Here is a 21,500-nt window from a genome sequence, read left to right on the forward strand (position 1 = left end):
TTGCGAAATCTCCTGAATACAAGCTGATAGGCGCAATTGTTCTTCGGGAGTTATGCTCATTTTTTTACCTTCGGTAGTCTCTTTATTGTATCTGCTGCCAGTCTTTTTGCAAAATCGGGATGCTCCCTGAAACCTGCACTTGGTACAAAACTGGGGAGGTAGCCGGGGAGGTGAGCGCACCCGCGAGAAACCAGCAAGGCTCCAAGTTGCGAACCGTCGAGTTCGAGGCGAGCGCGAATGTAATCAACTTGATTGAGCAAAGAATTGATGCAATCCCAGCCTAGTATCCGCACTTCTTGTTCTGAAGCCGCACCTTGCGCCTGATACGCCAAAGCTTTCCAAAATGCCTCAAATGCCTCAAATGCTACTCGCTTTGAGTCGTACACGGGATGGTGTAATAGATAGTTCACTAAAATGCCCTCGGGAGAGTCAATGTAGGGCTGACACCGCAGGTAATAGGTTACTCGCTCTTTAGCCATGTCTCTCCTCCTCTACTGATGTGCTAGACTGTCCCACGATAGGCGATCGCACTGATTTTACTTCTCCCCAATTACGCTCCTTGAACTTTGGCGATCGATAGGGGCCTGCTACTGCCGAAACTTCGCCTTCTCTTACGCTGTGAACACTTAAAAGCGGTAGGCTAGAGTGCTCATTTTCTGTTACAGGAGTAGGTAAGGTTTGTCCGAATGCGCGATCGCTAGAACAGTCGGTATCAGCAACCTCTAAGTAGTCATTGTCTTGCTTGTTTTCCGATTGAACGCTGTTAGTGGCATCCAATGCTAAATCCACTTTCTGGTTCCCAGAGTCCGAAGTTGCAGCGAATTGAGAACTGAAATAGCTCCATAGCCCCCATAAGTCTGCTAACCGATATCCCAAGCCTTGCGGGTCTAGATTAGGTGGTACTGTAATCCCAGCGTGCCAAGAGTAGGCAACGCGGGCATATGCTCTCAATTCCGGCTCCAGATAACCGCAAGTACCGCCACAGAACACTATTTCATCTAGATCGGGTGGTAGCACTTCATCTAGCCAACTGGTGAGGATTCGAGCGTAGTCTCTCCTTGCTAGCTTTACTGCTTCAACCAAACGGTCAACTTCAGTGTCCCGCGCTCCTGCGTCATGATTGCGAGCAATGCGGTAGAAGGGAGGGCGGTTAAAGCGATCGCCTGATGTAGCTATCGCTGTTGCCAAACGAGATAAATCGTAGCCAGAGGTACGCTCTTGCACTAACTCGCAGCACCTCACCATGCCTAAATCGGAGGTTTTACCTTTGCCTACTGCTCCCCGTGCTGAAACAATGACGGAGGCATTGCGGAAACCTACCATGACGAAAGCTGTTACTTGGTGCTTGAAAGCTGCTCCCAGTTTGCTGTTGTAAGCAATACAAATACCGCCCCCTTCTTGAAGCGCCTGGGTTTTGTCTAGCGTTACCTGCATCGTACCGGAAGGCGTTTCAAAGGCGTTAGCTGCTTGCCTGAGCAGTGTAAAAAACTGCTGGGAGTCGTTGAACTCGCCTGGAGGTAAGAAGACGGAGAGCGCAGCGCTGAATTGATTGCCCAAATCTAGTTTGCAAGAGGCTACCCACAAAGCTGCTAGTGCTTTGTACAAGGCTGTACTGTATTTGAGTCCGGCTAAGCCGATGTGAGCGTTGAACTGGGAAGCCGCTAGGTAGCCTACAGCGCGGCATTCATCACCGATGGCAACCCAGGCAATATTTTCGGGGGCTGCCGATGTTAAATTAGGTTTCGTGAAGGCATTGGCTGTGTCTTGGCTCACCGTGCCGACTTGGGATTCCATTACTAATGAATGAGCCAGCATCTCGGAACCCTTACGGTAAAAGGCGCGAGTTGATAAACCGCCAAAATCTATGCTCAGGATGACATTCGGATTTGATATTTTCTTGACTCTTGGCATTATATTCTGTGCTCCGAAGTGTGCTTTACACGCCATCTTAGGGACTCTCCTTTTTATTTGACATCACCACAATCAGTGGTTTTTATTACCCGTTTGGAGCGATCCTTTGGGAGGGTTGGCTAATTTTTGATGGGATGAAAATATTTATTTCGTTCAAATACCCCTCTTCTGTCACTATTCATAGCTTACAAAGCTAGTCCGAGGCTCTGTTTGGGCTTGAAATTTGTTTAAGTCCCGCTAGTAAAAATTGTTCGGAATTAAAGGAACTGCGATCGCAGCAAAAAAAGGTGTGATATTCCAATCAATTATCACCTGTGTTAGAATAGATGTGAGCATCCAAGAGCATCCCCAAACGCTCAAACCCTTCAGAAGCTTCTGCGGCCCACTTCTGAAATTGAGTAAAATTTCCCTTTAACCTTTCTAGTCTAGCAAAAGACCGCTGATGCAAAGCAATAGAACGCCGATCGTTTTTCCTTTCAGCAATAGGCAAGCTAATCTTTAATAACCGCTCCGCTTCATCAGGATCATTTTGCGCGATCGCAACTTCTGCTAACCAATTCAAAATATAAACTTCCATCTGTTGCCATTGAATAAAACTAGCCTGTTTCAATGCTTCCTGATAAACCAATTTAGCCTCTGAAAAATTACCAGTCTTCAATAGCACCTGAGCTTCATAATATAAAATTCTTACCAACTGGCAACAATACTTTCCCTCTTCAATCTGCCCTTGTTTTAACAAATTTTTCTCTATATTTAGCCAATAACGCGCTCTTTCAAATTGTTGCTGATGGATGGAAAGCACCGCTCTATTAATAGCTAATTCCAATTGAAAAATTAGATTATTTTCATCTTTTAATTGCCAAGATTTCTCCAACAAAACCTCAGCATCTACTAAATGTTCTGGTTGTTCCATTAATGTTAGCGTCCAACCTTGATCGCACAAAGCTTCTGCTTGTATAGGCAAATCATTTTGCTCTGTTGCTGCTATTAATAACCAATCACTCCAAATTAAACGCTCGTGCCAATATCCGCAAACATAAGTGTAACCCTTTACTCGCTGCCAAAATTTCTTAAAAGGTTCATATAAGTGGTTAGCCATACAATATTCGATAACAGTTATTAAGTTATCCCACTCTTGCTCTAAATTTCCATATTCGTTCCACTGTTTCCAATCTAATTGAGCATCAACTTCAGTAAATTTTAGATACCAATTTACCCAACGCTTTCGCGCCTTTTGCTCAAATTCTGGTACTGCTTTCAGTTCATTTACTACATATTCACGAGTTAAAGGTAGCATATTATAACGTCCCTCTCGCTGCGTTACTAAACACAATTTATAGAGTTCTTCTAAGCCATTATTCGGGTTTGTTTTTATTTCCGAAAAAGCTACAGCGTATATTGCCTCTGGCACGACTGAATGAGAAAATAGAGCTAGTGCCATCAGCAATTGATAAGCTAAAGTTCCGCGTAGTAGCCGCACTGAATCTTCAAAACAATAGCGAGAAAAATTGCCGACTGTATCAGCTAATCGTGCTGAGATAACCTCCGGTAAAAAACCGTAAACGGATATTTGACCAATTGCGTAAACAGCAGCAAGGGGTAGTCCTCCTGTTTTTAAGTAGAGAGTTTGTAACTGTTCTAAGCTCAAATTAACTCCTTTTTCTTCAGCGTGTAATTGAATCAGATTCTTTCCTTCTTCTTCCGGTAAGCAGTCTAAATGAATGGGAACTCCAACCCCAATGCGGACGCGACTTGTGAGTACCACTTTTATTGACGGTGGGAGTTCTCCGATAAAAGAAAGAACATCCTCGTAATCTTCAATTGTTTCTAAATTGTCGATAATTAATAAAGTTTGCTGCTGGTTTAAACAGTTTCTAATCCACTCTAACTGCGCCTCAAAATCTGGGGGAATACTGTCAAGGCAATCTAAAGCACGAAAAATTGTTTTGAAGATATCGCGCAAAGTTCGCTCTCTTTGAAGTCGCCGTGAGATGTTGATACCGATAAAATGTTGAGTTTTGGCACAGGTAAAAATTATGGCATTAAAAGCGGGTGAAGCCGTTGTAGTTATAGAAATTTGACTGGAATTTAAACAATAGTAAGCTGCTTCTAAAACTAAAGCTGTTTTGCCAACACCGCCTACGCCTTCAATGCTAATAATAGGGGTCGGATGTTTAAAGGAAAGTAATTGTAATAGTCGCGATAGATATTGTTGTTGACCGAAAAAAGTGGTGTGATAACGAGATGGTAGGTTGTGGTAAAGATGATTTTTTGCTACAGCTTTGTCTAATGGTGTTGTTAGTTGAGAAGTAGAGGCGATTGTCATCTGTGCGAACTCTGCATTGATAGTATTGGCGACGCGATCGCCTACTAATTCCGGTTTATATTCAGCGATCAGGTGAATTAATTTCTCTCGCTGCGAGAAACGTTCCCCCTGTAAGTTTTTCAAGCCAAAGGCGCTGCATATTTCCTCAATGTGCTTCCGTACTGTTGAGGGGGTGATGCAGAGTTCGGAGGCGATCGCGGCATCTGTCTTGCCAGCTAACAGGTGTGCGAGTACCTCTCTCCTGCGAACAGTCAAGCCGTAAAATGTTGCCTGAAATTTTTCTAAATTCATGCCTTTGTCGCTGCTGGTAGTCATAATTGTGTACTCTGCGTACACAAATTATAAACCTGCGAGTCTTTCTCTCACACCTTCACTGTTCCCCAAAAGTTTGTGATTTATTGAAATTATGGAAGTTTCAGGGAAAACACCCATGAACAACTTATTTAATGCTGACAAACTAGAGATATTTTCAGAACCTCTGATTGGTGTTGTAGAAGAAGCGATCGCCCCCCAACAGCCAGGACGCATTAGTTTTCAGGGTAGTTATTGGCCAGCCAAGTTATACCAATCCAATTCCCCTATTATCCTATCACCTGAAAAAGCAGTAAAAGTGGTGGGAATCCAAGGGATTACGCTGCTAGTTCAACCCTTTTGACTTCAATTAACATCTAATCTGAGTTTACCATGAATCCAGTTTTATTTCACATCGCTTTTCCTGTCGCCAACATTCACGAAACTAAAACTTTCTATGTTGATGGTTTAGGTTGCCAAGAGGGTCGAGAAACGGCTAAGGCTCTCGTATTAAATCTATACGAACATCAGATTATTGCTCATGTAGTTTCTGAACCAATCGAATGCCAAAAAGGTATTTATCCTAGACATTTTGGTTTAGTATTTACTGCGGAATTTGACTGGAAGTGCTTGTTAAATAGGGTGCGATCGCGACAGTTAAAGTTTTATCAAGAACCACGTTGTAGATTTTCCGATTCTTTGATTGAACATCGCACTTTTTTCCTAGAAGATCCTTTTAAAAATTTGCTGGAGTTTAAATATTATTGTCACTCTGAAGCAATTTTTGAGACTCGCGAATTGAGTCTGATAGGTGATGTCTAAGCTAAATATTCCTCATTTTTTATCGGATTTGGAGATTTATTATGTGTCCTTATCAAGACAATCCCAACCTCAAAAAATTGCCCTGTAGTTGGAATCCGCACCCTCAAAATCCTAATATTCGTATTTGTGATGTGTGCCAGAGATATTATCAGGTTGATGAACTGATTAATCCTTTTCAAGGAGTGCTTTCATGGATTTTTTTGGCGATTATTCTCTTGCTATTTGTGAATATTATTTCCTCTCAACCGCCTAGAAAAAATGTGCCCGAAGATTCTAGTTTGGATTCAACTTATTTGGAACCAGGAAAATGAAGCTATTTTTTGGAGAAATCGGCGGTTGAAACCGCATCTACACAAACAAAGTCCGCCTACGCGGACTAAATACACTAGAAAAACCGGGTATTTATGATTTACCCGGTTTGTTATTTAGAGCATCTTAGATGACATAATCTTCTGTGAAACTGTCATCTCCTAGAACTGTTTTAACAGTAAAAGTCTCTCCGGCTTCCCCCCGGAATTCTAGTTGAATCCAATTATCAGCAGTTCTCGATTTAGCTTCGAGAAAAATCTCTCCTGAGTCATCTAGTACAATCAGTTGTAAATCTGGCGGGAGGTAAGTTGATTCACCAGTGGGATAAATCTGTAAAAGAATATCGCGCTTTTCATCTGCTTCTAATTCAACATCGTTAATTAAAGCCAGTGGTGATTCTTGATTGCCGAAATCAACGAGTTTTACTACTCTAATTTTGGCTTTTGGGCTTTCAGCATCAGCGCTACGACTGCGGGTTGTTGATGCAAATCTGTGCCTTAAATTAGGGCTGAAAGCTTGAGCATATTGGGGCGGATTTAAGGTTGATTCAATTTCTTGTAAGAAGGATTCAACGGTTTGCCGACCCGCATCTAAGGTCTTTTTTCCTAATTCTAGAACATCCTGAAATAATTTGCCGATATTGACAAATTGCTGAACATGATTTGCAATCTGAGGGGTGAGGATAACTTTGTTACCCAGGTTTCGGAGTGGGGAGTTTCGCAGGGACTCGGTATCGTAAACATCGAGGGCTGCGCCTGCAATTTCACCTGTTTCTAAGGCTGCAATTAACGCCGCTTCATCCACCAGTTTTTTGTCGGTACAATTGATTAAGCGAGCGGTGTTTTTCATCTTGGCAAATGCTTCTGCATTGATGAAATTTACTCGCTCTGGGGTGAGGGGTAAGTGCAGGGTGATATAGTCGGATTGGGTGAGGAGGGAGTCTAAATTAACGGCGCGATCGCCTAGTATTTTTGCTTCTTCATCGGATAATGAGGGAGAGTAAACTAGCACTTTCATGCCAAAGGCTTGTGCCACATTTGCCACCTGGGAACCTACTTCGCCAAAACCGATAATACCAAGGGTTTGACCGGAAATTGTCCCGCCGGTGAATGTCTCTGGCTGCCATTGGCCGTTTAATATCGATTGGTGGGCTTCTGGGAGTTGGTAGGATAGGGACAATAACAGACCGATGACGTATTCGGCTGTTGGGGTGGTTGAGGGGTTGGCTTTTGTCGGTGTGGTTGGGGGGTTGGGTTTTTGCAGGATGGGCTTTAGCATAGTTACAGAAGTGGTAGTTTTAATCAAACCCGTAGGCATTTGGGCGCACGCTTAAGGGGTGCGGATTTGCAGGTCTGTCAACGAATTTGTAGCTTTTCTAGCTGCTCTTAAAGTTTAGCACAAGATACTTGATTTTTGACAAAAGATAGATAATAATAGTGTTTAGTGTTTTTACCTGTTCTCAGAATTTTTAATCAGGTTATGCAGAATCAGATTATGCCGAGAAAAGTTTTGGTCATTAGCGAAATCCACCCAGCGGGGATTGCCGAGTTAAAAAAGTGTGCTGTAGTAGATAAAAGGATTGGTTTGTCCTCTGAAGAACTTTTAGAACTGATTCCTCAATATGATGGTGTGGTTTTGCGATCGGGAATAGATCATTTGAAGAAGGATGCAAGAATATTGGAGGCGGGAAGGAGGGGACAATTGCGAGTTGTGGGATTGGCGCAGACGGGGACAGATAATGTTAACATTGAAACTGCCGAACAGTTAGGGATTGAGGTGTTTAATTCTAATACTAATGATGTTTCTACGGCTGAATTTGTTTTCGGTGTGATGTTCGGTTTAGCTAGAAATATTATCGCGGCACAACAAGCATTATTAAATGGACACTGGGAGAAGCGTCATGGCCCTTTATTGGGAATAGAACTTAAGGGAAAAACTCTAGGAATTATTGGGTTAGGCAATATCGGTCAAAAGGTGGCAGAAAGAGCCCAAGTTTTTGGAATGGAGATTATCGCTTACAATCGTAATCGTGAAAGGGTGGAAGCATTAGCTAGAGAAAGGGGTTATACTTTATTGAGTTTAGAGGAACTGCTGGAAAAATCTGATATTATTACTTTACACATTTCTTTGGAAGAGGAAACGAATAATTTAATTAATGCAGCAGCTATAGATAGGATGAAAGAAACTGCTTTTATTATCAATTGTGCTCGCGGTGGAATTGTGAATGAGGCGGATTTGTTGAAGGCGTTGGAGTCTGATCAAATTGCGGGTGCTGCTTTGGATGTTTTTGTTAATGAACCTTTACCAGAGGATTCACCTTTGAGAGAGTTTGCTGGGAGGAGTAATAAGTTGTGTTTGAGTCCTCATTTGGGTTCGGGTACGCATGAGGCACAGCGGAAGGTTGCGATAGATGTGGCGGGGAAGATTTGCGAATATTTGTGTTCTCTTTAACTTTTGTCAATTCTCCTTTTGACATGATATAATATTAGCCATTCAATTTCCACCCACTTGAAAATTAGGAGTATTCACCGATGCAACTGGAAGACTATTTTGATTTTCAGCGACCCGATGATATTCGGGTCAAAGGAACGCGAATCGGCATTGAAACTATCCTATATGATTTCATTCATCGCGCTCGCACTCCCGAACAAATTGCTCAAACTTATCCATCTCTTAACTTGGAACAAGTTTATGCTACTATCCTTTATTATCTGCACAATAAAGAGGCTGTTAGTAACTATATTGCTGATTGGTTGGAGTGGAGTCATCAGCAACTTAAAGCACAAGAACTTAACCCGTCTCCCTCTGCTATCCGCCTGAGAAAACTGAGAGCGGAAAGAGAGCTTGTTGAGAAAGTATAATGCCTTTAAAATATTTGCTGGATGAAAATGTAGATCCGATCTACAAAGTGGGATTAAGTAAAAATGAGTCTGATTTAATCGTTTGGGCTGTGGGTGAACCTCACTGTCCCCGCAGAGGTACTTTAGATCCAGAAATTTTACTTTGGTGCGAGGAGTATAATTTTATATTGGTGACGAATAACCGTAAATCTATGCCTGCCCACTTGGTGGAACACATCAACGAAAGTCGTCATATACCAGGAATTTTTCTTCTCAATGTTAAGTTAACTATAGGGCAGAATGTTGATGAGTTGATTTTTTTAGCACAGGTATCTTTTGAAGGTGAATATCAAGACCAAATTATTCATTTGCCTCATAGTTATGTTTTAGGAGTGCAATAGTATTTCCCTAAAGCATAATACTTGAGAAACCGGGTTTCTTGAGATATCTTGTTTTCACCGAGGAGGGTCGCTGAAAAAAAACCTGGTTTCTCCCCTAATGGCTTGCCAACCATCAGGAATAGCACCCTGAGATAACTGGTTCAAATTCACTGCTTTATTATTATCTACTCCTTGATTAAGAAACCCTTGCCAAGTCGGAGGTTCTTCGGCTGGGTTCTGAAAAATCACTGGCAACCAACTCGCACAAGGATATCTATCTTCTAACCCTTGCAATCTTTCTCGCACTTCTCGTACTGAAGCGTATAAAGACTGACCACTTGAAAATGCACTCAGAAAATGCTTCAAGAACTCTTCTGCAACTTTATTGGTTAATTGATCGCGCATAACAATGATTGTGAGATTTCCCAAATCAGCTAATTTATTGGCTATTCCTAACCCATCACAAGAGTTGAAAATAGCTAATTTTAAACCTCGTTCAACTGCTCTTTTTAGTGAAAATTTTAATTCCTCTGCCGTTAAAACATCTGTTGAATTCAATCTAATTTCACCATTGTTATCATCACTATCGCTAGAACTCAAACCCCCAAAATAGAAAATATCCCAACCTTGTTCATCCCAAAGTTGATCGTTAAGTCGCTCACGACTTGACTCTACTAAAAATACTGACTCTGTATTAGGTAATTGATCGATTAAACTTATATCTAAATCCACATTTATTCCTGTACCGAGAAGAGCGAAGATTCTGACTTTATTTCTTGAATGCGTTGATTGTTTAATTTTTGTAGATAGAAAGCCAAAAGCCAAATCAGCCTTGGGATAATATTCAAAAAATTCCCAAAGATCCCAAGGTAATCGCTGCAACAAGGGGTTTTTAGTTACAATTAATACTTGTATTTTATCGGTTGATGATAATTGGCGGTACAGCAAATCAACCAAAGGGCGAAATGATTCAGAGTTGAGCCAATTGTTAATACTATTTTGCAAGGCTTGCGCCAGTTGACGCAATTCAGTAAAAGACATATTGCTGTATCCTTCTACCCTTACTAACCCTCTATGAGAGAATTCGTTGCAAACTTGGTAATATGACTGCCAATTGCAGTAGGATGAATAAACATCAGTAGGAGGTAAAGTTACCTGTAATTGAGTAGGGAAGCGCTCATTACCTAGCCAAATCTGGGCTATAACTGGAAAACCTCTTTCAAAGTCTCCATCTCCTATTGTCAGGATAACAGTTTGTATTCTTACGAAATTGTTTTCTCTAGGCTCCTTGTTAGAAGGTGGGTTGATTCCATCTAATACTTCTTTAGAAAAATCGTCTGTCTTTACTTGGCTACTCTGTCCTAATTCCTGGCTAACTCCAGTAGCAGCAATCGCTGAGTCACTCCGTTTAAACTTCCCTATCTCACGCGCATAAACCAATAGCGGCTCAAATTCAGCCAGAGGTTCTGCAAAAGTTTCTACCAATGACACTAACCGCAGTTGTTCTGACTTATCTTGCTGATAGGTTTGTTCGAGCGCCGATCTTAACTCCTGTGCAGCCTCATTCGGCCTTAGATAGGCCAAAGCAGTCCACCGCTGCGCCTGAGCAAAATCTCGCACTTCCTGGTCATTACTCTGAAGTTGCTGCCGCACATAAAATAACAAAAAATCAGACAATTCATTAATCCGAAGCTGCCCAAAATTCTCATTCTCTTTCAACCGATTCAATAGCGAATTTCGCACCGCCGTATCCATCTCATAAAGTTCTCGTCCCACCTCATCGCACAAACTTGAAAGCAGCAAATCTGCCACAGCAACCCAAGGAATTCCCAATACCTTCCCGTGAATATCCCGCTGGAAATTCGCCCACAATTTGTATAACAAATCCGGCGTTAACGCCAAAGGAAACGCACCGTGACACGCAAAAATTAAGTGCGTTATTCCAAAACGCCTTTCAAAAGCTTCAATCCGTCTGCGGGCCACTTCAGGTTTCATCTCATCCCCCTCAACTCAGTCCCAACAACAACCGAATTCTGACTCTTCCCCCGCAGCAGCGCGATCGCATCCTGCAACCCCCGCCGCGCCATCTCAAACATCGGTACTAAACGCGCCACCTCACCCGCCGTCCCCTCCCAGCGCGACTCTGGCATCGGATTTAGCCAAGCTACATACCGCACCTTCGCCTTAATCTGCTGGAGAAACGCCGCTGTCAACTCCACCCTTTCCTTACTGTAACCCCCGCGAGCCGCCCCAGCATCGCTAAAAATTAGCATAACAGACCTCTGAGGCCGCAATTTAGCCAGTAAGTCCTCAATTTTCTCCGCTTTCAAATGATAGGGGTCATGGTATAAATAATCCACCGGACAATTGTGAAAATAATAAATGCCAGCATTGCCCAAACGCCCACCTCGCACCGCCGTTTCTGCTAACCGCTGCGATAAATCGTGAAACGGAACCATCGAACCATCGCGATCGATTAATAATAGCAACTCTGACCGATTCACCCGGCGCGGCATCAACACCGGACTTAATAAAATCCCCTGTTGCCCAATCTGATTAACTGTCGCTTCTACATCCAATTCTATAGGCGGCCCTTCCCGCACAAAACGGCGTAAATAACGCCAACTTTGCTTCATCTGTCGCTGCGTCACCGGAAAATATTCGGATGTCAAGATGAAATTACGCTCGGAAATTTCCTCATGTTTACTGGTAGCTTGCATCACTGCTTTTGCAGCTTGCACTTCATCTGTTATTATCTCTGTTAATTCAGGAGACGGAGCAGATACAATAGTTTCTCTTATTGGCTCAATTACTTCTGGTTCTGTTTCAATTATACCAGGATTTTCTGTTTCCGGCTCAGAAATCTCTGGTTGTTCTGGGGTTGCTGGTACTTCCTCCTGACTTTCTTTAACCACAAGATTGAAGTGATAGTCTAATAGGCGTTTATCCTCAGTAGATTTTACCCATAAAGTTTTGCACAAGCGGTATAAGGAATCGCGATCGCTTGCCCCAAATCCCTTTTGCAAAGCTTCTATTAAAAGCTTATATTCACCAATCCCAAGCGGAAACCCTGCCTCTCGCAATTGACTAAAAAGCTCAACTAGGGGCAGTTCATCACCTATCACAATTCACCCCCAGAGCGCTTTGGTTTACCATAGCGATTATAATCATCCCAACTTTTCAGCAACACGCCGGGATACAAAAGTTTTTTACCTAAATCATTGAGAACCCGATCTTCAGGATAGTGGAGAAGTACCCGCAACCAATCCCTTAATTCACTGGTACTAACTTTTTTACCTGATTCTCCCTTATCTTTACGCATCTCTTCCCGTAACTCTAAAAACCTATCAATGATTGCCGTCACTAATGTTTCTGGTGAATCGGGAAAGTGAGCTTTGACAATTTCAATTAATTTCAAGCGTTGGGGAAACTCAACATAGTGAAATAAGCACCGCCGCAAGAAAGCATCGGGTAAATCTTTCTCATCATTGCTAGTAATAAAAACAATCGGTGCTGCCTTAGCTTGAATTTTATCTCCCGTTTCCTCGATCGTAAATCGCTGTTCGTCAAGTTCCAAGAGCAAATCATTAGGGAAATCAATATCAGCCTTATCAATTTCATCAATTAGCAGCACTGTCGTTTGTTCGTTCAGAAAAGCCTGACCCAAAGGCCCCCATTTAATATAAGTTTCATCTTTGTCAATTTTCTGAGTTTTCTCCTCACTGAGACGACCCGCAGCCGCTAATTGAGCATCCCGCAAACGTCCGACAACATCATAAGTGTAGAGTCCATCTTTCGCCCTGGTTGTAGACTTAATATTCCAAGTTTCATAAGGCAGTCCCAATTCATAAGCAACAGCACGGGCTAACTTAGTTTTGCCACACCCTGGTTCTCCTTTAATCAGCAGGGGACGTTCTAATTGGATTGCTAAGTTAACAGCTTCAATTAAATCGTCTTCAGGGAGATAAGGATAAAGCAGTTGACCGTTTTCTTCATCCTTTTCTCCTGCTTGGGGTTGTACCTTACCCGTGTATTTCAATTCTTTTCTGTTTAGTAGTAGTTCAGCCATGTTTTCTCCCAATGATACCAATTACAATCACATTCGTCGCAAATCTTGATAATTGCTGTTTCTGGTAAAAGTGTTTCACCGTTTGTAAAAAATTTTTGAACTATTTCCTCCATCTGATTAGTAAACTTAAATGGTAAGTCATCAACAGCATTTCTAACCCAAGAGACTAAATCACTTTGTTCTATAGGATTAATTTTGGGAAGCTTAATGGGTATGTGTGGTTCCCAAGTAGAGTCAAGTTCCTCAGCAAAAACTGTATTCCACTGTTCAACACAACCGCTGTTGTCAACTAGAAACATCAGCAAGCGAGATTTGGACTGAGTTAGGTCGGGCAGGCCTTCCACCAACGGCAACCAAAATTGTCCAATAAATTGACTCATACATTCCTCTGGCATTGCATTGAGTTCGTCAAAGATTAAAACGACTATTTGATTTTTGCACAATTCAGAAACGTTCTTGATAATTTGTGTCTGTGAAGGTTGATTCATTAAGCCGACGTGACCACCTAGTTGTCGCCATAAAGCTTCTGTATAAGTACCGCAAGATTTTCGACTGAGTTTAACTGGAATGACTTTAGCAGTTCTCGAATCAGAAATGAATTTTCTCATCAGCCGATGCAGAAGCCATTTTTGACCGCTTTCCTCTTCGCCATGAATCAAATAAGCACCGATGGGGTGATGTTCAAAAAATGCTCGGAACAATCTGATTTGATGAGTATAATTTAATCGTAGTAAAGCGTCGTAAAAATTCTCATATTGTTGAGGTGTAGGTGAAGGTGAGTCAGTGGTGGTTAGCATTTTCTGTTCTGGTGGAATGCTGCGTAACTCTTCCCAAGTAGGGGGTATAATAGCAGGATTTTGGTAGATAACAGGCAACCAGTTGGCACAAGGAAACTGTTTACCTAGTTCTTCTCGCAGTCTGTTTTTAGCCTCCTTGACTGCTAAATATAAAGTTTGACCGTTATGGGAAAAAGCTGTTAAAAAATGTTTCAAAAACTCTTGAGCTAATTTATCTGCGATAGGTTGACGCATTACGATCGCTTGTGGAAGATTTAAAGCTGCTAAACTCCTACCTAATCCTAAGCCATCACAAGAATTGAAAATTGCTAACTTCAGCCCTCGCTCAATAGCATTTCTAAGTCCTTCCTGTAACTCTTCCAGGCTTAAAAATTCATTATCGTTTATGTAAATACGTCCGCTTCCTTGATCAGTTTTACTATGTCCCGCAAAAAAAAGAATATCCCAATTTTGCTGCCAAATCTGAACACTAATTTCTGAACGAGGGCGTTGACATAAAATTTTGGGTTCTTCTACATTAGGGAGTTGCTTAATTAATGCTATGTCTGGTTCAAGATTAATCCCTGTACTATCGCCGATAATGGCTAAAATCCTAATTTTGTCATTCAGAACACTTTTGATTGATTCATATTCTGGTAAGCTTAAAGCCATTTCTGTTTTTGGGTAAATTTGAAAAAAATCCCAAAACTGCCAAGGTATCCGTTGCAGATCCCACAATTCAGTCTGAAAAATTACGCGAATTTTATCTTGGTGAGTACAGTAGGATAACAGTCTGTTCCAGTCTGAATGAAAGGGTTCTGATTTCAACCAATCATTAAGAGTGGCCTCGAAAGCTTCAGAGACTTTATGCCAAGACATTAAGGGGACTGGAAAGCATTTATCCAGCCATTTGCTATAATCGCGAAAAATCTCTGGTTTTTGTGGCAGCTTGGTAGGCAGTTCCTTTTTATAACACTTATTATCATCTTCTATCCGCAATGTTATGCTGTCAAAACCTATATTGAGGTTTCCCGATCCAAAATTGATAACTATTAACTTTCCTATGCCCATATTTTATTAAAGACGGTTCTGTTTAAGGGCGATCGCCCTTTTTACCCCATATTCCGAGATTTTCCTTCCCACCTCTACCATACCATATAATTACAGCAGAAAGCCCCAGAGGAAAAAAGGCTTTCCCCTGGGCGCGATCGCATTCTGGTTCCATTTTTTTATCTCCTATATTCTTTACTTTCATTTTCGAGAGCATTAATTCTATGGATAACATAATTTATACACAAAATACTCCGACATACGATTAATTCAATTTTATGTTAGCAAAATACTCTTGTAAGAATCTATGAATAAACCGATAACGTCCCCCTACCCTTTGCAACAACATACGCTCGGTAGCATAGTTGAGAAAACGAGCATAATTCCAGGGTATATTGCCACTAAACCAAAGAATCAACCGCATAACAAAATGCTGAATACACGCACGTCCTCCAAATCCTAAACCAATGAATATACCCAGAACTATTCCTAGTGATATACCCCATTTGATACCCAATATCAAGGTACAAATTATGGCTGTAGTTAATCCAGTAAAAAAAGTAATTATTACAGATATAAACAGAGACTGAAAAATTCCTTCATTTGGGGAAGTTACTGTATCTGTATCTGACTTTTGAATAGCCGATAAAAAACCTGCTATAAAAGACCCTGCGGTGGAACCAAAAAGACGGATATTGTGAAAATTATCAATAATCTTAACCATCCATTTTTCAATAAGTTTTAAAATAAAAATTAGGATATAAAAAATGAATGTAAGTATTATTAACCCAGTAATACTTTCAAGAATAACACTTACATTCTGCGTAAATTTATAAATAATAGATAATGCAACGAATGGTATCCATAAAAAAATAAACAAAAAATTGATTACCTTTTTAAAGGTTCTCAATGAACGTAAATTTTCTTTCATTTCGTTTATCTGTTGCTCTTCCCACTTATCCCAAAATAATCCGTGTATTTCTTCTGCATAACTTCTGTGTTTTTGAGCAAAAGCAGATATATCTTCTTTTTTAGGAAATTTTAGGCCTCTAACTAATTTAATTTCTTGGCTACCACCTGAAAATTTGCCACCTGGCATGAATTTGCCACCTGGCAAGTATTCTTTCCTAATCGACCACAAATAAGACAACAAAACTACTAACATCCCAATGCCTTTCGCTACACCCTGAGTGACACCCTGAATGTAATGGTAATCAGAAAAAAACTTATAGAAAACTGGATAACTTATATGTACTATATATACTAAAATTATGATAAATAATATCATTGAAATTATCAATTCGCACCAAGTAAGAATATTTTGATATTTAATAGCTAAAAATAGGCATGGTTGCATATTTTCTATCAAAAACTCTGTTTGATTATTTTTTTCTAATTTTGAGCTTAACCAAGATAACCAATACTTTATATTCTTTTCATTGGGTTGTTTACTTACAGGATACCATAGATTTTTAATCTGACGTTTTAGCATTCTTTCAACATAAACTTTGAACAAGTATTCACGACAAGTTTCCTTTGTTGTATAGCTTCCCCACTCGTCTATTGATAGTGATTCGTATGCTAGAGTCATCATACTTAAAAACAACGGAGTTTTAATTAAATCTAATATGACAGGATAATCCTTAATTTTTTTCCATAATTTAGAGAGTTCCACCCTGGCTAAATATTGCTGGATCTGTGCTTCAGTTAATGGGGATAAACAGATTGCACCATTTAAGTTAAGAGGAGTTTTCCATAACTCATACTCCTCACTACGACAGCACACGACGATGTAAAGAGGACTTTCCTCACTTTCCATAAACTGATTAATCGCTTGTACACATTTTTTCTGGCGGTGTGACGCAAGTTCATCTAAACCGTCTAAAATTGGCAAAATTTCATGGTCTTTTAGCCAATCCTCACCGATTTTTTTGCGAAAACGATATTTATCTTTTAGCTCCTGAATTAACCATTGAGCAATAGTTTGATTATCGTCTTTCCAAGACGATAGATTAAACAATACTGGCATAGGTTCATTGGCATCATTTTCAGCACGCTTAATGAGTTCCTGTGCTAATTCTAACTGAGTTGTAGTTTTTCCAGCCCCAGGAAGACCTAAAATAAGTAGCTTGCCTGCGATGCTTTCTCGATCAAAAATTTTGATAATATTACTATTAACAGATTCTCTACTTTGCGTCTTACCAACTTTGACTTCTACATCCCAAGAACGTTTTACCAAATCTGGCTGATTCTCCTTGTGGAGATTAATGAGTACAGCATGATGAAGTGATTGTTCAAGTAATCCCCAAACCTCGGTTCTAACCTGAGCTAATAATGCTCTGCGATTCTTAAACTCTTGCCGACTTAGCTGATTTTGAACATTTGCTGTTGCTTTTCTTCTACTAGACTCATCTATTCCTATTAACTGATTCCAGGTAATAGGCTCTACAGCCGGATTTTGACAAATCACTGGCAACCAAGATGCACAGGGAAAATAGTTTTCTATTCCATGTAACTTTTCTCGCGCTTCTCTGACAGCCAGAGATAAAGATTTACCACTAGAAAAGGAACTCAAGAAATATTTTAAGAAGTTTTGAGCAACTGCATCGGGTACTGGTTCCCGCATGACAATAATCTGAGGAATCTGTAACTCAGCTAAATCTCTCGCAATTCCTAACCCATCGCAGGAATTAAAAATCGCTAATTGCAATCCTCGTTCAATCGCCTTTTGTAGAGCATATTTTAATTCAGCAATCGTCAAACTTTCTTTGGAATTAATATACATTTCCCCAGTAGTAGCATCCGATTGACTGCTACTATGTCCTGCAAAAAATAAAATATCCCATCCGTTTTCATCCCAAAGTTGCTCGTTGAATTTTTCCCGACTTGGTTCGTCTTCGTCGCCTAAAAACACCGTTTCAGCATCGGGTAAACTCTCCCAAAACTGCTTATCTGCATTGATATTAAGGCGGATTCCAGTTCGAGGATCGGGAGAGGAATCGCCTAAAATAGCCAATATTCTCACCTTTGGTTTAGGTTTCACCGACTTATCAACCCGCTCAACTTCAGACAAGGAAAGGGCTACTTCTGCGAAACGGTAACTGTCAAATAAATCCCATAAATACCAAGGTAGTCGGCGCAACCGGTGATTTTCCGTCTGAATAATCACCCGCACGGTGTCATCTGTCTTTAACTTTTGCTGAAACTTACCTTTAATCGGGCTAAATGTCTTTGAATTGAGCCAGTTATTTAACTCTTGTTTTAAAAGATTACTGCTTTCTATTAAATCACTATTTGAACGATTTGCGACTTGTGCTGGTGGCGCTATCATTCTTCCTGACACCTTTTTGCGATATTCTGACTGCCATTTTTCATACAATAAATCAATCAGAGAGTCCGGTAGTCGACCAGGAAGGGAGGTGTGGAAGCTCGCGCCCTCTTCCCCAATGTCCAATGTCACTGGAAAACCTAGTTCAAAGTTGCCTTCCCCAATTCTGATAACTACTAACTTTCCCATAGCTGGTATTTTGTAATCGCTGATACCTAAAAAAGGGCGATTATATCAAACCCGGTGCCATCAGAATTATAGAGTGGGGCGGGCATCTTGCCTGCTATCCCTACAGAATTGCGGGCAAGATCCCACACCGCAAAATACATAATTCCCATGTACTCGGAAATAACATTATCCCATATTCCGAGGTTTTCTCCTAGACCTCTACCATACCATATAATTGCAGCAGAAAGCCCCAGAGGAAGAAAGGCTTTCCCCTGGGCGCGATCGCATCACCTTTCAAGCTATTCTTAAGAACGAGAACCGTTCAAAGCAGCCCGAATTCCATCAGCTTGCAAACTCCGCAACGCGATCGCTCGCGGGTCAACCCGATGGTGTACGCTACCACAAACAGGACATTCTTCCCGACTCTTTGCTGTCAACCAAACGCTCTGATAAGCATACTGTCCGGGAGTATCTCCAAACACACCTGGATAAAACCAATAATTAGGAACCATCGACAGCGTGAGATAATTTAATCCCCCATCGATCGCCGGATTCAAGAAACCTTTAAGCTTCGCCTCAGCATCCTCTGGTAACAGCAACGACAGCGCCATTTTCACCGCCACACTGGTAACATGATGAATATCCGCTGCGATCGCCACTTCACCCATCACCCGACCATTGTTCCCATAATCCCCATCCGCACTCACTCGTCCCAAATTCGCTTCCGCTTGGTGACGATTAGCCGTCGCACAAAGATAACAAGGAGTGCGATCGCGAATACTCACAATCACCTCACCTCCTTCCGCACCTTTGTATAATCCTACAAACAAAGCAGGTTTGCCGTGAAAATAAGCAAAGCGGTTGAGAATCCGCTGGGCGGCGGGGTCATCGGTAGTCGCAATAATCAAGTCCGCTGCTTGTACCAAAGCATCGAAAGCCGCAACCTCATAGTCAGACAAGCTTTTAGGCTGTACCGTCAATTCCAACAACGGGTTAATATGCAGCAGTCGCCGCGCCAACGCTTCCACCTTCAAACGACCCAAATCCGTAAAATCGTAAGTAGTGCGGCACAGATTCGCCACTTCAACGGTTTCAGGATCGATGAGAGTGAGAGCACCAACACCGCTGCGAACCAATTGTTCCGCAAAGTAGGAACCCACAGAACCCGTCCCCGCAATCAACACCCGCTTGCTGCTGAGATGCTGGCTGAGAATCCCTTGACTGCGGGCAAATAACCCTTGCTGCACCTCAGTTGCAGCAATTTTGGGGTCAAGGCCCGAATAGCAACCTGTCCAACCAGCTAGATGGGCGTGATCGCCGTCGGCTGCGATCGGGGACTTTCCCAAAGGGCCGTACACCTTCTGATAGGGGCCAGAACCAGTAATAATACTCTGAACAGCGGTTAACAAACGCTCTTCTGGTGGCGTTTCCAGCGACCAATCTAACTTGATTTCCTCTGTGTTGCCCCCGAATGGTGTTAGCATCAGCAGAGGCGGCGTGACGGGATAAGACTCGCTGAACAGAAACAGCAATTCCAAACCACCGTTGAGAATAACGCGACCGGCCGGTATCGCCTGTCCTTCAATCTCAGCGACAAAGATTTCTGGCGGTTGAGTGCTGCCAAAAGTCCGGCAAAGTCTTTGTAAGTCAGGTTGTAGCGGTATGCGTTTGGGTGTGGCCGTCGGTAAGAGGGTTTGCAGCATCCGGGGTAAATCGCGATCGCACACTTCCTTAACTGATAGCGTTTCCACTCGCAAATAATTGCGCTCGCGAGAAGCAACATAACAGGAAATTTTACCTTGTGCGATCGGCAATTCGTGCTCGCGCAACTGCCCCCCGTAACGCTGTAAAGTCACAATGGGAGCGACAAAGTAGGGAATGTGAGGATTAAGATTCAACCCTTCTAACATCGCAGTTTCATCGGGGCCAGAAGGACGGTCTAAGCCGCCGGGGTGGGAGTGGATAACGCCTTTAAACTCCACTTTCTCCATGAGTTCTAGCTGTTGCACTCGCTGAGTTAATTGGGGCGATGGGAGGTAGCTGGCCCCACTGGTGCGGGCTTGTTCGTCTAGGAGAAAGTGAGTGATAATTGGCTGACCTACAGGCCCTAGAATCGCCCCGCCGCGTTCGGGAGGATGGTTGGCGATCGCAGTCTCAATCTCATCCAGAACTGACTCGGAAATGTATAACATCATAGTTTTGAATTGAAAGTAGGTAAATTGAGGGGTCAGAAACCGGGTTTTTTACGAAAAGACCTCGTTGTAGCCCGCGATTCGGTAAAAACCCGGTTTCTTTGTCCAAAGTGCAGCGATCGCGTTTTTAGGCGTTGTTAATGGAAAAGGGGAACACCCCTGTACGCAGATAACTGCTGAAACCTGTTGCCCAGAGAACAGATTTGGCATAAGCTTGCTCTAAAGTGGGCAAACCTCCGGCATCGCCGAAACACACCCGACCGTCTTGGAATAGGTGGGAATCGTGTTGGCTAAATTTACCGGCAACTTCTGGGAACAAAACCATCACTTGATATAAGCTACCGTCGCTGTACGCGAACATTGTATATTGATCGCCCAGTTCGCTGATAATGCCGTAAACCCAGCCAGTAACGCCACTGATGAACATTTCCTGAGTGTTATTGGGGAGTTTTTGAGCTACAATCTGGCGATCGGCTGTGAGATTGGCTGCAAAGGTTTTCTGGGGAACGCGGGAGAGTTGGCGTTCTGTACCGGGTTGGGGCCGGAGGATGATGTTACCTTCGGAGTCTACAAACACACTGCGATCAGTTGAGTTGGGGAGATCGGTACCGCTTTGCTGGTTGCTGAGTACGCGGTTTCTGACTTCGTTGAGATCGACTGGCTGAGTCATAAGTACCTCTGGGTGGGTTGCTATTGTTTAGTCGTGCAGGGTTGTGAATTTTATGCAGCGATCGCCTGGAATTTTTGCAGGTGGTTTTGTAGTTATTGGTTGTTTATCCCTGTTGTTGCTTTATCGGTGGGGAATGCGATCGGTTTGAGTCGATATGTATAATGATTTTTTCACCAATCGTTTTATCGGGACTTAGACAAAATAAGGCTGGGAAACAGGGTGAAATCCAGTCACAGTAAGAGTTTAAGGTAAATTTATGCTTTTTCTTGCTGTGACTAGGTTTGAGCCTCCTAAAACCCTATCGAACTAAATCGCTTTGCCAGCGCGGGATAGAGCCTGATTTTAGCTCCAAATTTGTCTAAATCCCG

At 42.1% G+C, this 21,500-nt stretch carries 18 protein-coding genes; 6 read left to right on the forward strand and 12 right to left on the reverse strand.

Annotation, left to right across the window (positions count from 1 at the left end; all coding sequences use genetic code 11):
• Positions 1 to 56: 56 nt before the first annotated feature.
• From PY364_RS21195 to PY364_RS21205, 3 genes are all read right to left on the reverse strand, one after another.
• Entirely contained in the window at positions 57 to 479 is a 423-nt protein-coding gene (locus tag PY364_RS21195) for a hypothetical protein (protein WP_275526000.1), read from the reverse strand.
• Positions 472 to 1,911: a ParM/StbA family protein gene (locus PY364_RS21200; protein ID WP_275526002.1), complete on the reverse strand. Its 1,440-nt coding sequence runs from the start codon at positions 1,909 to 1,911 to the stop codon at positions 472 to 474. Before PY364_RS21200 ends, PY364_RS21195 begins: the two co-directional genes overlap by 8 nt.
• A 301-nt stretch (positions 1,912 to 2,212) precedes the next feature.
• On the reverse strand, positions 2,213 to 4,552 hold the full coding sequence (locus PY364_RS21205) for an NB-ARC domain-containing protein (protein ID WP_275526004.1): 2,340 nt from the start codon (positions 4,550 to 4,552) through the stop codon (positions 2,213 to 2,215).
• A 115-nt stretch (positions 4,553 to 4,667) separates the two neighbouring features.
• Here PY364_RS21205 and PY364_RS21210 point away from each other — a divergent pair, with 115 nt between their 5' ends.
• Genes PY364_RS21210 through PY364_RS21220 form a run of 3 tightly spaced genes read left to right on the forward strand, consistent with a single transcriptional unit; the run spans position 4,668 to position 5,661 of the window.
• Positions 4,668 to 4,892: an NfeD family protein gene (locus PY364_RS21210; RefSeq protein WP_275526006.1), complete on the forward strand. Its 225-nt coding sequence runs from the start codon at positions 4,668 to 4,670 to the stop codon at positions 4,890 to 4,892.
• A 29-nt stretch (positions 4,893 to 4,921) separates the two neighbouring features.
• Positions 4,922 to 5,350, forward strand: coding sequence for a VOC family protein (locus PY364_RS21215; RefSeq protein WP_275526008.1), 429 nt, complete (start codon positions 4,922 to 4,924; stop codon positions 5,348 to 5,350).
• Positions 5,351 to 5,391: 41 nt separating this feature from the next.
• A complete protein-coding gene (locus PY364_RS21220; protein WP_275526010.1) occupies positions 5,392 to 5,661 on the forward strand; it encodes a hypothetical protein in 270 nt (89 codons plus the stop codon).
• A gap of 124 nt (positions 5,662 to 5,785) precedes the next feature.
• Here PY364_RS21220 and PY364_RS21225 read toward each other — a convergent pair whose 3' ends face one another.
• Entirely contained in the window at positions 5,786 to 6,937 is a 1,152-nt protein-coding gene (locus PY364_RS21225) for a DUF1822 family protein (protein WP_275526012.1), read from the reverse strand.
• Between the two features lie 201 nt (positions 6,938 to 7,138).
• On the opposite strand from PY364_RS21225, the gene PY364_RS21230 reads away from it, so the two are divergent.
• The 3 genes from PY364_RS21230 to PY364_RS21240 all read left to right on the forward strand — a co-directional run bounded on the left by PY364_RS21230 (position 7,139) and on the right by PY364_RS21240 (position 8,900).
• Positions 7,139 to 8,110 carry a hydroxyacid dehydrogenase gene (locus tag PY364_RS21230; protein WP_275526014.1) on the forward strand — a complete coding sequence of 324 codons (972 nt, stop codon included), beginning with the start codon at positions 7,139 to 7,141 and terminating at the stop codon, positions 8,108 to 8,110.
• Positions 8,111 to 8,190: 80 nt separating this feature from the next.
• Entirely contained in the window at positions 8,191 to 8,520 is a 330-nt protein-coding gene (locus PY364_RS21235) for a DUF433 domain-containing protein (protein WP_275526016.1), read from the forward strand.
• Positions 8,520 to 8,900 (forward strand): DUF5615 family PIN-like protein, encoded by a 381-nt coding sequence (locus tag PY364_RS21240; protein ID WP_275526018.1) that lies wholly within the window; start codon positions 8,520 to 8,522, stop codon positions 8,898 to 8,900. Before PY364_RS21235 ends, PY364_RS21240 begins: the two co-directional genes overlap by 1 nt.
• A 54-nt stretch (positions 8,901 to 8,954) precedes the next feature.
• Here the strand turns inward: PY364_RS21240 and PY364_RS21245 are convergent, their stop codons facing one another.
• The 8 genes from PY364_RS21245 to PY364_RS21280 all read right to left on the reverse strand — a co-directional run bounded on the left by PY364_RS21245 (position 8,955) and on the right by PY364_RS21280 (position 21,132).
• Entirely contained in the window at positions 8,955 to 10,874 is a 1,920-nt protein-coding gene (locus PY364_RS21245) for a CHAT domain-containing protein (protein ID WP_275526021.1), read from the reverse strand.
• Positions 10,871 to 12,004: a hypothetical protein gene (locus PY364_RS21250; protein ID WP_275526023.1), complete on the reverse strand. Its 1,134-nt coding sequence runs from the start codon at positions 12,002 to 12,004 to the stop codon at positions 10,871 to 10,873. Before PY364_RS21250 ends, PY364_RS21245 begins: the two co-directional genes overlap by 4 nt.
• A complete protein-coding gene (locus PY364_RS21255; RefSeq protein ID WP_275526025.1) occupies positions 12,001 to 12,948 on the reverse strand; it encodes a MoxR family ATPase in 948 nt (315 codons plus the stop codon). The genes PY364_RS21250 and PY364_RS21255 overlap by 4 nt, the downstream gene beginning before the upstream one ends.
• Positions 12,930 to 14,795, reverse strand: a complete 1,866-nt coding sequence (locus tag PY364_RS21260) for a CHAT domain-containing protein (protein WP_275526027.1) — start codon at positions 14,793 to 14,795, stop codon at positions 12,930 to 12,932. Before PY364_RS21260 ends, PY364_RS21255 begins: the two co-directional genes overlap by 19 nt.
• A gap of 22 nt (positions 14,796 to 14,817) precedes the next feature.
• On the reverse strand, positions 14,818 to 15,009 hold the full coding sequence (locus tag PY364_RS21265) for a hypothetical protein (protein ID WP_275526029.1): 192 nt from the start codon (positions 15,007 to 15,009) through the stop codon (positions 14,818 to 14,820).
• 30 nt (positions 15,010 to 15,039) lie between these two features.
• Complete coding sequence (locus PY364_RS21270) at positions 15,040 to 18,291, reverse strand: CHAT domain-containing protein (protein ID WP_275526031.1); 3,252 nt, start codon at positions 18,289 to 18,291, stop codon at positions 15,040 to 15,042.
• A gap of 284 nt (positions 18,292 to 18,575) precedes the next feature.
• Positions 18,576 to 20,465 (reverse strand): ThiF family adenylyltransferase, encoded by a 1,890-nt coding sequence (locus PY364_RS21275; RefSeq protein WP_275526033.1) that lies wholly within the window; start codon positions 20,463 to 20,465, stop codon positions 18,576 to 18,578.
• 124 nt (positions 20,466 to 20,589) lie between these two features.
• Entirely contained in the window at positions 20,590 to 21,132 is a 543-nt protein-coding gene (locus PY364_RS21280; protein ID WP_275526035.1) for a hypothetical protein, read from the reverse strand.
• Positions 21,133 to 21,500: the final 368 nt, after the last annotated feature.

The sequence above is a fragment of the Kamptonema sp. UHCC 0994 genome (assembly GCF_029167235.1).
GTDB lineage: Bacteria > Cyanobacteriota > Cyanobacteriia > Cyanobacteriales > Microcoleaceae > Kamptonema.